Annotated in this window: 7 protein-coding genes; 4 read left to right on the top strand and 3 right to left on the bottom strand. The window is 74.6% G+C overall.

Going from position 1 to position 12,453, the window contains the following annotated elements:
- Window positions 1–4: 4 nt before the first annotated feature.
- A complete protein-coding gene (locus AB0946_RS32970) occupies window positions 5–2,317 on the bottom strand; it encodes an FdhF/YdeP family oxidoreductase (RefSeq protein ID WP_366764352.1) in 2,313 nt (770 codons plus the stop codon).
- A gap of 417 nt (window positions 2,318–2,734) precedes the next feature.
- Between AB0946_RS32970 and polA the strand changes: the two genes are divergently transcribed.
- The gene (gene polA, locus AB0946_RS32965) at window positions 2,735–5,461 is read left to right on the top strand and encodes a DNA polymerase I (protein ID WP_366764351.1); all 2,727 of its coding nucleotides are present in this window, start codon (window positions 2,735–2,737) and stop codon (window positions 5,459–5,461) included.
- 656 nt (window positions 5,462–6,117) lie between these two features.
- Window positions 6,118–6,525, top strand: coding sequence for a hypothetical protein (locus AB0946_RS32960; RefSeq protein ID WP_366764350.1), 408 nt, complete (start codon window positions 6,118–6,120; stop codon window positions 6,523–6,525).
- Here AB0946_RS32960 and AB0946_RS32955 read toward each other — a convergent pair.
- Window positions 6,437–7,303: a DUF4184 family protein gene (locus tag AB0946_RS32955; protein WP_366764349.1), complete on the bottom strand. Its 867-nt coding sequence runs from the start codon at window positions 7,301–7,303 to the stop codon at window positions 6,437–6,439. The genes AB0946_RS32960 and AB0946_RS32955 overlap by 89 nt on opposite strands.
- Window positions 7,304–7,620: 317 nt before the next feature.
- On the opposite strand from AB0946_RS32955, the gene AB0946_RS32950 reads away from it, so the two are divergent.
- Window positions 7,621–9,405, top strand: a complete 1,785-nt coding sequence (locus tag AB0946_RS32950; RefSeq protein ID WP_366764348.1) for a lytic transglycosylase domain-containing protein — start codon at window positions 7,621–7,623, stop codon at window positions 9,403–9,405.
- Between the two features lie 116 nt (window positions 9,406–9,521).
- Window positions 9,522–9,884 carry an SPW_0924 family protein gene (locus tag AB0946_RS32945; protein ID WP_366764453.1) on the top strand — a complete coding sequence of 121 codons (363 nt, stop codon included), beginning with the start codon at window positions 9,522–9,524 and terminating at the stop codon, window positions 9,882–9,884.
- On the opposite strand, the gene hrpB is transcribed toward AB0946_RS32945, so the two are convergent.
- Complete coding sequence (gene hrpB / locus AB0946_RS32940; RefSeq protein ID WP_366764347.1) at window positions 9,806–12,331, bottom strand: ATP-dependent helicase HrpB; 2,526 nt, start codon at window positions 12,329–12,331, stop codon at window positions 9,806–9,808. The genes AB0946_RS32945 and hrpB overlap by 79 nt on opposite strands.
- Window positions 12,332–12,453 lie beyond the last annotated feature (122 nt).

Genomic DNA, 12,453 nt, shown 5'->3' with positions numbered 1-12,453 from the left:
ACGCTCAGTCGGTCGCCGATTGTTCCAGACGGCTCACCGCGGTGCCGGTGTGGTCCTCCAGCCGTACGACGACGGACTTGCTGGCCGGGGTGTTGCTGGTGTCGGCGGTGGCGTCCAACGGCACCAGCACGTTCGTCTCGGGGTAGTACGCGGCCGCGCACCCCCGGGCCGTCGGATACAGCACGACCCGGAAACCGGGTGCCCGCCGCTCCACCCCGTCCCGCCACTCGCTCACCAGATCGACGTACGACCCCTCGCGGACCCCGAGCGACCGGGCGTCCTCGGGGTGCACCAGCACCACCCGGCGCCCGCCCGTGATGCCCCGGTACCGGTCGTCCAGGCCGTAGATCGTGGTGTTGTACTGGTCGTGCGAGCGCAGGGTCTGCAGCAGCAGCCGGCCCTCGGGCAGCGCCGGGTACTCCACCGGCGCTGCCGTGAAGTTGGCCTTGCCCGTGGCGGTCGGGAAGCGCCGCTCGTCGCGCGGGGCGTGCGGCAGCGCGAAGCCGCCGGGCCGGGACACGCGCGTGTTGAAGTCCTCGAAACCGGGGATCACGCGTGCGATGCGGTCACGGACGGTCGCGTAGTCCTTGGCGAACTCCTCCCACGGCACGACGCTGCGCTCGCCGAGCACCCGGCGCGCGAGACCGCAGACGATGGCCGGCTCGGAGCGCAGGTGCGGGCTCGCGGGCCGCAGCCGCCCGCGCGAGGCGTGCACCATGCCCATGGAGTCCTCGACCGTCACGAACTGCTCGCCGCCGTCCTGCACGTCGCGTTCGGTCCGGCCCAGCGTGGGCAGGATCAGCGCCCGCGCGCCCGTGACCACGTGCGAGCGGTTCAGCTTGGTCGACACGTGCACGGTCAGCCGCGCGCGCCGCATCGCGGCCTCGGTGACCTCCGTGTCGGGCGAGGCGGAGACGAAGTTGCCGCCCATGGCGAAGAAGACCTTCGCCTCGCCGTCGCGCAGCGCGCGGATGGCCCGCACGACGTCGTAGCCGTGCTCGCGCGGCGGAGCGAACCCGAACTCCTTCTCCAGGGCGTCCAGGAACGCCGGCACGGGCCGTTCGAAGATGCCCATCGTGCGGTCGCCCTGCACGTTGCTGTGCCCGCGCACCGGGCACACACCCGCCCCCGGGCGGCCGATGTCGCCGCGCAGCAGCAGGAAGTTGACCACCTCGCGGATGGTCGGGACGGAGTGCTTGTGCTGGGTGAGGCCCATGGCCCAGCAGACGATGGTCCGCCGCGAGGCGAGGACCATGCCGAGGGCCCGCTCGATCTCCGCGCGCGTGAGCCCGGTCGCGGTCAGCGTCTCCTCCCAGTCGGCGGCACGCGCGGCCTTCGCGAACTCCTCGAAGCCGTGGGTGTGCTCGCGGACGAACTCCTCGTCGACCGCCCCCTCGGTCTCCAGGATCAGCTTGTTGAGGAGCCGGAAGAGGGCCTGGTCACCGCCGATGCGGATCTGCAGGAACAGGTCGGTGAGGGCGGCACCCCTGAGGAGGCCCTGCGGGGTCTGGGGGTTCTTGAAGCGCTCCAGGCCCGCCTCGGGCAGCGGGTTGACGCTGATGACCTTCGCGCCGTTCGCCTTCGCCTTCTCCAGCGCGGACAGCATCCGCGGATGGTTCGTGCCCGGGTTCTGGCCCGCGACGATGATCAGGTCGGCCTTGTACAGGTCCTCCAGCAGGACGCTGCCCTTGCCGATCCCGATGGTCTCGCTGAGCGCCGACCCGGACGACTCGTGGCACATGTTCGAGCAGTCCGGCAGGTTGTTCGTGCCCAGCTCGCGCGCGAAGAGCTGGTACAGGAACGCGGCCTCGTTGCTGGTGCGGCCGGAGGTGTAGAAGACGGCCTCGTCCGGGGAGCCGAGGGCGGCGATCTCCTCGGCGACGATGTCGAAGGCCCGCTCCCAGGAGACCGGCTCGTAGTGCGTGCCGCCCTCGGGGAGGTACATGGGGTGCGTGAGCCGGCCCTGCTGCCCCAGCCAGTAGCCGCTGCGGCCGGACAGGTCCGCGACGGAGTGCGCGGCGAAGAACTCGGGCGTGACCCGGCGCAGGGTGGCCTCCTCGGCCACCGCCTTGGCGCCGTTCTCGCAGAACTCCGCCGTGTGCCGGTGGTCCGGCTCCGGCCAGGCGCAGCCCGGGCAGTCGAAGCCGTCCTTCTGGTTCACGCGCAGCAGCGTCAGCGCGGTGCGCTTCACGCCCATCTGCTGCTGGGCGATGCGCAGCGTGTGCCCGATGGCCGGCAGCCCCGCCGCCGCGTGCCGGGGCTGCGCGACCTGCGGCGCGTCCTGGACCGGATCACCCTTGGGCGGCTTCGTCGCCATCGCACGCTCCCCTTCGACTGCGTGTGACAAGTACGCCGACGATCCTCCCACGGCCCGCTGACAACGCTGCCGGTCGGGCGAGCGGGACGGGAGGCGGCGGCACTGCTCGCGGGGCCCACGGCGTTTCTCCGCGCGGGCCGAGGCGCGCTTCTGGGCGGGCCCTGCCGCGTAGGTTCGCGCCGGCCCCACGGGGTGGTGCGCACGGGCCGACGGCGCCCGCTCGCGCGGATTCCACGGCGCCCCCTGCGCCCGCCCCACCGCACCCCCTCGCTCCCGCCCCACCGCGCCCGCCTGCTCGCGCACCCCGCCGTGTTCCTCTGCGCGCCCCGTCGCCGTGAGCGACCGGGGGGCGACCGGTTGTGCCCCGCTGGAACGGTCCGGCCCGCGCTGTCAGTGGGTCGTGGCAGGATCGGGGACGTGGCAGAGACAGCAGCGAAGCAGACCGACAAGACCCCCGGCGGCTCCCGTCCCCGGCTGATGCTCATGGACGGGCACTCGCTGGCCTACCGCGCGTTCTTCGCGCTGCCCGCGGAGAACTTCACGACCGCGACCGGCCAGCCGACGAACGCGATCTACGGCTTCGCGTCGATGCTGGCCAACACCTTGCGTGACGAGGCGCCCACGCACTTCGCGGTGGCCTTCGACGTCTCCCGCAAGACCTGGCGCTCCGAGCGGTTCACCGAGTACAAGGCGAACCGCTCCAAGACCCCGGACGAGTTCAAGGGACAGGTCGAGCTGATCGGCGAGCTGCTCGACGCGATGCACGCGCACCGCTTCGCCGTCGAGGGCTACGAGGCGGACGACATCATCGCCACCCTCGCCACCCAGGCCGAGGCCGAGGGCTTCGAGGTGCTGATCGTCACCGGCGACCGCGACTCCTTCCAGCTGGTCACCGAGAACACCACCGTGCTGTATCCGACCAAGGGCGTCTCGGAGCTGACCCGGTTCACCCCGGAGAAGGTTTTCGAGAAGTACGGATTGACGCCCGCCCAGTACCCGGACTTCGCGGCGCTGCGCGGCGACCCGTCCGACAACCTCCCCGGCATCCCCGGCGTCGGCGAGAAGACCGCCGCGAAGTGGATCAACCAGTTCGGCTCCTTCGCCGAGCTCGTCGAGCGGGTCGAGGAGGTCAAGGGCAAGGCCGGGCAGAACCTCCGCGACCACCTGGAGTCCGTCAAGCTCAACCGTCTCCTCACCGAGCTGGAACGCCAGGTGGAGCTGGAGAAGACGGTCGCCGACCTGGAGCGGGCACCGTACGACCGCAAGGCCGTCGCGATGGTCCTGGACACCCTGGAGATCCGCAACCCCTCGCTGCGCGAGCGGCTCTTCGCCGTCGACCCCGGCACGGAGGAGGCCGAGGCCGCCCCGGTCGTCACCGACGGCGTCGAGATCGACGGCGCGATCCTGCGCACCGGCGAGCTGGCCCCCTGGCTCGCCGAGCACGGCGCCGGCCCCCTGGGCGTCGCCACCGTCGACACCTGGGCGCTGGGCGCCGGCTCGGTCGCCGAGGTCGCCCTCGCAGCGGCCGGGGGAGCGGCGGTCTGGTTCGACCCGTCGGAGCTGGACGAGGCCGACGAGAACGCCTTCGCCGCCTGGCTGGCCGACGCGGCCCGCCCCAAGGTGTTCCACGACGCCAAGGGCGCCATGCGCGTCTTCGCCGAGCACGGCTGGAGCGTCGAGGGCGTGCGCATGGACACCGCGCTCGCCGCCTACCTGGTCAAGCCCGGCCGCCGCTCCTTCGACCTGGACGCGCTGTCGATGGAGTACCTGCACCGCGAACTGGCCCCCGCCGCGGCGGCCGACGGCCAGCTGGCCTTCGGCGCGGACGAGGGTGCCGAGGCCGAGGCCCTGATGGTCCAGGCCCGCGCCGTCCTGGACCTCGGCACGGCCTTCGAGGGCCGCCTGGAGGAGGTCGGCGCCGCAGACCTGCTCCGCGACATGGAGCTGCCCACCTCGGCGCTGCTCGCCCGCATGGAGCGCCATGGCATCGCGGCGGACCGGCCGCACCTCGAAGCGATGGAGCAGATGTTCGCGGGCGCCGTGCAGCAGGCCGTGAAGGAGGCGCACGCTGCCGCCGGCCACGAGTTCAACCTGGGCTCGCCGAAGCAGCTCCAGGAGGTCCTCTTCGGCGAGCTGGCGCTGCCGAAGACGAAGAAGACCAAGACCGGCTACACCACGGACGCCGACGCCCTGGCCTGGCTCGCGGGCCAGACGGACAACGAACTGCCCGTGATCATGCTCCGGCACCGCGAGCAGGCCAAGCTGCGGGTCACCGTCGAGGGCCTGATCAAGACCATCGCGGGTGACGGCCGTATCCACACCACGTTCAACCAGACGGTGGCCGCGACCGGGCGGCTCTCCTCCACCGACCCCAACCTCCAGAACATCCCCGTCCGTACGGACGAGGGCCGGGCGATCCGCCGGGGCTTCGTGGTCGGCGAGGGCTTCGAGTCCCTGATGACCGCCGACTACAGCCAGATCGAGCTGCGCGTCATGGCCCACCTCTCGGAGGACGCGGGCCTGATCCAGGCGTTCACCTCCGGTGAGGACCTGCACACCACGGCCGCGTCCCAGGTGTTCGGCGTCGAGCCGGGCGCGGTCGACGCCGAGATGCGCCGCAAGATCAAGGCGATGTCGTACGGCCTGGCCTACGGCCTGTCCGCGTTCGGTCTCTCCCAGCAGCTGAACATCGAGGCGGCCGAGGCCCGCGCCCTGATGGACGCGTACTTCGAGCGCTTCGGCGGCGTGCGGGACTATCTGCGCCGGGCGGTCGACGAGGCCCGGGCGACGGGCTACACGGCGACGCTCTTCGGACGCCGCCGCTACCTGCCCGACCTCAACAGCGACAACCGCCAGCGCCGCGAGGCGGCCGAGCGGATGGCCCTCAACGCGCCCATCCAGGGCACGGCGGCGGACATCGTGAAGATCGCCATGCTCAAGGTGGACAGCGCGCTGCGGGAGGCGGACCTCAGGTCCCGCATGCTCCTCCAGGTCCACGACGAGATCGTGCTGGAGATCGCCCCCGGCGAGCGGGCGGCGGCGGAGGAGATCGTCCGCCGTGAGATGGCGGGCGCCGTCCAGCTCAGGGCCCCGCTGGACGTCTCGGTGGGCGTCGGCCCCGACTGGGAATCGGCGGCCCACTAGCCGACGGCGCGTGGGGGGTGACCGAAGGGAGGCGGGCGTCGGGCCAAGACCGGACCGACAGCTCCGCCGCAACGACGATCACCCCCTCGACGCGTCCGGCGGTCCCCGCGACGTGGCCCGGCGACCTCGAGGCGGCTCGGCGGTCCCTCCTCTACGCGGCTCGGCGGCGCCCCCACGACGCGGCCCGGCACGGCCACCCGCCGCGAGGTAGCCCGGTGGTCGCCCCGACGACGCGATCGGGCGTTGCCTGCCACCCCCCACGTCGTGGCCCGGCGGTCCTCCACGAGTCGGCCGGGCGGCTCCCGACGACGCGATCGGGCGTTGCCTGCCACCCCCCACGTCGTGGCCCGGCGGTCCTCCACGAGTCGGCCGGGCGGCTCCCGACGACGTGACCGGGCGTTGCCTGACACCCCTAGCGTCGCGGCCCAGCGTTGCGGCCCCCACGAGACGGCCCGGCGGCCCCCACGACGCGGCTCAGCGGCACCCCCCACGACGCGGCCGGGCGCCGCCAGCCCCACTGTCCCGACCGCCTCGCTCCTCCCCCCTCCGACCCACCCGGGCTCGAACACCCGGCCGATCCCCCAGAGGGATTCGTCACAACCCGAACGGACCCCGCCAGAACGCCTCCCACCGCTCGCAGCCGCAACACTGCGGGCATGGGTATACGCATGCTTCACCGCCGGACGCCCGAGGCATCAGCCGGGGTCTGGGCGGTCACCGCCTCGACGCAGGCCGTGCCCGCCGCGCCGGTGCCGGCCCTCGCGGCCGACGCAAGCACCGCCCGCATCCCGGCCGACCTGGCCACGACCGTCCGCAACGTCCCCAGGGACCTCCGGCGCAGGATCGCCGGCCGCGCGGCCCGCACCACCGACTGGCGTCAGTGGGCCGACCTGGCCCGCGGCTATGCCGCCCTCGTCCTCACCCTGGTCCCGAGATCACGCCCCCGGCCGACGCTCACGGTCTTCGTCGCCTCCGTCACCGAGCGACCGGCCGCCCCCGGCCCGCACCGACCACCCCACCGGGATCCCCTGGATCCCCGGGACCGGCCGGACGCCAGACCCTGACCCCGACGGCGTACAGCAGCAACCCCACGACCAGCCCGGCGCCCACCCCGAAGCACAGGGTGGGCACCAGCTCCCACGGCCCCGCGGCCGTGCCCCGCCGCCACCACCACCCCGCCGAGCGCTGCACCGCCCCGGTCAGCGCGCAGCCGCCGATCACCGCGAGCGCCCGGCACCGGTCCCGCACGGACAGCGCCGGCACCGCCACCGGCGCCCCGTCCGGCGCCCGCCGCAGCGCGCGGACCACGAACACGGCGATCACCACGGCAGCCGCCGCCGACGAGCCGTACTGGAGCCACGTGTACAGCGGCACGCCCGCCGGACGCTCCCGCCCGATGGCCGGAACCAGCCGCGTGCCCCAGCGGTCGTGATGCGTGAACGCGTCCCACACCACATGGGTGAGCGCTCCGAGCACCGCGGAGGCGTACCACCAGCCCGCCGACGCGGCCCGTACCCGCGCGCGGGGCACACCGCAGCGCAGCAGGGCGGCCGGCCGGCCCTGCCGGGCCCGTGGCAGCAGCGCGAGCGACGGCTCCCGCACCAGCAGCCACAGCCCCGCCAGGGCCCAGGCGATGAGCACGTCGACGGTGAGGACGCCGGCGAACGCGTGCGTGACCGCGCCGGACTCCATCCCGCCCGGCAGGACACCGGCCGCGTAGTAGGGCATGTCGGGCGCGAAGGAACCGGCGACGAGCACCGTCGGCACCAGTGGGCCACGGCCGCTGCCGTCCCGGCGGATCGCGGGCAGCACGGCCGCCGCATGGCTGAGCGTGAACGGCACCTAAGCCCCCTGGAGCGGTCGGCGGCCCGGAACGCGGCGCCGGTGATCAGGTCAGCCCAGTATGCGTGACCGCGTCCGGCGGCGGGGCGGGCAACGACAGTTGGCCAACCGGTGAAATCCGGGCGTGAACCGGTGCAGCTTCCAAGCAACTTGTCGTAGGGTCACCTGCGTCGCCGTGCGGGCGCACGGCCGTACACCCGTCGCACGGAGGGAAGGGCGGAACAGGCGCAACCACAGCACCGGGTCAACCGTCACACCAGAGCGAGGCAGACAGAAGGAGACGGACGCACGGGCGTCCAATGGGAGGGGTTCACTCTATGGCGGCGCATTTCGGCAGGCGGCTGCGCAAGGGAGCGGCGACCACCGCCGTGGCCGCGGCGGCGGTCGCGGCTCTCTCCGCGTCCCAGGCTCCGGGAGTGACTCACGAGGACGAGGGCAGACAGACGGCGGCCGGCGCCAGCGCCCCCGCCGCGGACGGGGCCGCCGACGGCAACGCCACCGGCAACTCGCCGTACTACACGGACCTGCCGCCCCTGAAGAGCCCCAACCCCAGTCCCTCGCCGAGTGCCGGCACCCCCGTCTCCCGCGGCGCGGCAGAGGCGGGCATCCCGGCGACGGTCCTCGACGCCTACAAGAAGGCCGAGGCGGAACTGCGCTCGTCCAAGCCCGGTTGCAACCTGCCGTGGCAACTGCTCGCCGCCATCGGCAAGGTGGAGTCCGGGCACGCCCGCGGCGGCCGGGTCGACGCCGACGGCACCACCGTGGGCCGGATCCTGGGCCCGCAGCTCGACGGCAACGGCTTCGCGCTCATCCCGGACACCGACGACGGCGCGTACGACGGCAACAGCACCTACGACCAGGCCGTCGGGCCCATGCAGTTCATCCCGTCCACCTGGGCCTGGGCGGGCCGCGACGGCAACGGGGACGGCAAGAAGGACCCCAACAACGTCTACGACGCCGCGCTCGCCGCCGGCCACTACCTGTGCCGCAACGACTGGGACATGTCGACCGAGAGCGGCCTGCACAGCGCGATCCTCAGCTACAACAACTCGCAGGACTACCTGGGCCTGGTCCTGAACTGGCTGGAGTACTACCGCAAGGGCAGCCACTCCATCCCCGACGGCACCGGCGGTATCCCCGAGCACCGCAGCGACCACGACTCCGGCGGTACGCACTCCCCGAAGCCCTCGGACCCGCCGAGGACCAAGCCGGACCCGAAGCCCGACAAGCCCGGTGGCGACGGCGGGAGCGACCACGGCGGCAGCGGCCACGGCGGCAACGAGAGCCCCGACCCCGGGTCGCCGACGCCGCCCGCCCCGCCCACACCGCCCGCTCCGCCGACGCCGCCCGCCCCGCCGACGGACCCGCAGACGCCCACCGATCTCGTGGACCACCTGGTGGGCGTGGGCACCGGAAAGCTCAGCACCATGGCCGGTGACGCCTTCGCCGAGCCGGTCAGCGTCCGTGCCGAGACCAAGGGCGGCAAGTCCGTCGCCAAGATCAGGATCCGGTTCACCATCACGGGTGACACCGACGCCACCTTCGCCGGCGGCGAGACCGTGGCCACGGTCGCCACCGACGCCAAGGGCATCGCGCTCGCCCCGGCGCTCCAGGCGGGCGAGAAGACCGGTGACTTCAAGGTCACCGCCGCCGTCGTGGGCCGTTCCGTCAAGGGCGTCGACTTCGCGGCGACCGTCACCGCGCGCGCCGCCGACACCCTGGCCCGTACCGGCGACACCCCGCTGAGCTGCACGCCGGGCGGCGAGTTCGCCGACCAGGTCCAGGTGAAGGCGACGTACAAGGGCGCCGTCGCGGACAAGGTCGCGGCCACCGCCACACTGGTCAAGTCGGCGGACGACGCCACGGAGAACGACAAGGGCCCCTACTTCAAGGACGCCGACGGCAAGTCCGTACGCACCCTCACCGGCCTCCTGACGGACGACAAGGGCCTGCTGACCCTGCCGAAGCTGTACGCCGACGACACCACCGGCACGTTCCTGCTCCGCATCACCACCACGGGCGGCGCCACGCTCACGGTCGAACTGAAGGTCGCCGCCGCCGACTCCCCGGCGAGCCCGGACCCCGGCGCGTCCGCCTCCTGACGCGCGGCGGCGTACAGGGCGCCCGACCCGCTCCGGCGGGCGGGCGCCCTTCTTCGTGCGCGCACCGCTGTTCCCGTCCCGCCCGCCCGTTGCCACGGTGCCGAACCTGACGGCCCATCAGGACACCCGCAGGGAACCCACCGTCCGCCGGGAGCCCCCGCAGGCGCGCCCTGATCGCCGCCGCGACCGGTCTCGCCCTCGCGCTCGCCCTGGTCCCCGCGACCATCGCGCCGGACTCCCCGCCGGGCCGGACGTTCCCCGAGCCGCTGCCGACGACGGCGCCCGCACACCCGTGGCCGCGCCCGTCCGGTACGGGGGCCGCGGCTTGCTGCTCCTCGCCCTCTCCCTCCGGCTGGAGGCCCGTACCCGGCGTCCGCGCGGGCGGTGGAGCCCGGCGGGGTCAGCGCCCGAGCCGCGCGGTCGTGTGCCGGGTGGGCTCGGCGGTCGCGGGGTCCTCCGGCCACGGGTGCTTGGGGTAGCGTCCGCGCAGCTCCGCGCGGACGGCCCGGTAGCCGTCCGCCCAGAAGGAGGCGAGGTCGGCCGTCACGGCGGCGGGCCGCCCCGCGGGCGAGAGCAGGTGCACGAGCAGCGGCACGCCCGCGACGGCCGGCGTCTCCCGCAGTCCGAACATCTCCTGGAGCTTGACGGCGAGGACCGGCCGCTCGGGATCCCCGTAGTCGATCCGGACGCCGGACCCGCTCGGCACGGCGATCCGCTCGGGCGCGAGCTCGTCCAGCCGGGCGGCCTCCCCGCTCGCCCAGGGCAGCAGCCGCGCGAGTGCCTGTCCGGCGTCGATGCGGGCGAGATCGGCCCGCCGCCCGGCCCGGCTCAGCTCGGGTTCCAGCCACTCGTCCACGCGCGCGTGCAGCGCGGCGTCGGACACGTCGGGCCACGGCTCACCCAGGTGCGCCCGCAGGAACGCCAGCCGCTGCCGCAGCAGCCGCGCCTGCGGCGTCCAGCGGAGCAGCCCGAGCCCGTCCTGCCGGAGCCCGTCGAGGAGGGCGCCGCGTACGAGGGCCGGACCGGAGTCCTTCAGGGGCCGTACCGTCAGCTCGATCGCGCCCAGCCGTTCGACATGCCGGGCCACGACGTCCCCGTCGGCCCAGCGCACCTCGTCCCCCTCCGCCCACAGCGCGCCGGCGGCGGCCCGCGCCACGTCCTCGTCCACGGCCGCGCCGAGCAGCACGCGCGCGTGGCCCTTGCCGGAAGGCCGGTCGGCGACGGCCACGACGATCCAGGGAGCACCGCGCAGCGCCGACCCCTCGGCCGGCTCCGCCCGTGTCCCGGACGCCATGAGATACGACCCGCCGTCGAGCCGGGCGACCCGCTCGGGAAAGGCCAGGGCGACGACGAGCCCGGCGAGCCGGTCGTCACCGATGCCCGCCGCGACCCGGGCGGCGCCCTCTCGCCGGCCGTCACGGGCCGGCGGGTGGGAGAACTCCTCCGAGGCGCCCCGCAGCCGCCGGACCTCCGCCGACCACCGCGCGGCGTACGCGTCACCCCCGCGCCGGACGCGGCGCAGCGCTCCGGCGAGATCGTCCCCGTACTCCCGGGGCACCTCTTCGGAGAGCAGGGCGACCACCTCGGCCCCCCGGCCGCCCGTGTCCAGCAAGGCCCGCCCCAGCCGCGGGTGCACCCCCAGCCGGGCCATCCGCACGCCGACCTGCGTGGCCCGCCCGGCGGGGTCCACCGCCCCCACCGCCGCCAGAGCCGAGCGCGCCGCGGCCATCGCCCCGCCCGGTGGCGGATCCAGCAACGCCAGCCCGGAGGCGTCCGGATCGCCCCAGCAGGCCGCCTGAAGGGCGAACGCGGTCAGGTCGGCCACCTTGATCTCCGGTGCCGGAAAAGCCGGCAGACGGCCGTCCTCGGCCTCCGCCCAGCACCGGTACACCGCACCCGGCGCCTCACGCCCGGCCCGCCCCGCCCGCTGCCGCCCCGCCGCCCGCGACGCCCGCACGGTCGTCAGCCCGCTCAGCCCGCGCGCGTGATCCACCCGCGGCTCGCGCGCGAGCCCGGAGTCGACCACCACCCGCACCCCCGGCACCGTCAGCGAGGACTCGGCCACGGACGTCGCCAGCACCACCCGGCGCCGCTGGCCGGGCACCAGCACCGCGTCCTGCACGGCGGCCGGCGCCCGCCCGTGCACCGGGAGCACGTCCACGTCACCGAGATCCCCCAGCAGGCCCGCCACGCGCGCGATCTCGCCGACGCCGGGCAGGAAGCACAGCACGTCCCCGGCCCGCTCGGCCAGCGCCCGCCGCACCACCGACGCCACATGGGCGAGCAGCGCCGGATCCACCCGCATCCCGTGCGGCGGCCGGACCGGACGCGCCGGGGGAGCCCACACGACCTCCACCGGATGCGCCACGCCCGCCGCCTCGACCACCGGCGCCCCGCCGAGCAGCCGCGCCCACCCCTCCGCGTCCGTGGTCGCCGACGCGGCCACCAGCCGAAGCTCCGGCCGCAGCGCCTGCCGCACGTCCCACAGGAACGCGGCCGCCGTGTCCGCGTCCAGATGCCGCTCGTGGCACTCGTCGAGGACGACGACGTCCACCCCGGCCAGCTCCTGGTCACGCTGGAGCCGCTGCAGCAGGACACCGGTCGTCACGACCTCCACGCGCGTGTGCCGCCCCACGGCCCGCTCGCCGCGCACCGTGAAGCCGACGCTCCCGCCGGGCTTCTCGCCCAGCAGCCACGCCATGCGCCGCGCCGCCGCCCGCGCCGCGATCCGGCGCGGCTCGGCCACCACGACCCGCCGCGCGGGACCGCCTCCGACGAGTCCCGCCAGCACCAGCGGCACCAGTGTCGTCTTGCCGGTGCCGGGCGGTGCCACGAGGACGGCGGTGCCGTGCCCGTCCAGGGCCTCGGCCAGGGCAGGAAGAGCGCCGCGCACGGGCAGGGCGTCCAGGGCGTCGTAACGGATCACGCCTCTAGTGTCGTACGGGGCCCCGAACGGCCGGCCCCCCACCGGGGGGAGGCCCGGGGGGGGCGGGCGGGGCCCCCCCCCCCCCGCGGGTTTAAAACCCCCCCCCCAACACAAAACGCCGG

This window comes from Streptomyces sp. NPDC046870 (assembly GCF_040704595.1).
Taxonomy (GTDB): Bacteria; Actinomycetota; Actinomycetes; order Streptomycetales; family Streptomycetaceae; genus Streptomyces; species Streptomyces argyrophylli.
This window is presented reverse-complemented; position numbering and strand designations above follow the sequence as displayed.

Bases quoted from the DNA above. Each gene is read 5' to 3' on its own strand.
- AB0946_RS32960 (WP_366764350.1), top strand. From the start codon at position 6,118: ATGGGTATACGCATGCTTCACCGCCGGACGCCCGAGGCATCAGCCGGG.
- AB0946_RS32970 (WP_366764352.1), bottom strand. From the start codon at position 2,317: ATGGCGACGAAGCCGCCCAAGGGTGATCCGGTCCAGGACGCGCCGCAG.
- AB0946_RS32950 (WP_366764348.1), top strand. From the start codon at position 7,621: ATGGCGGCGCATTTCGGCAGGCGGCTGCGCAAGGGAGCGGCGACCACC.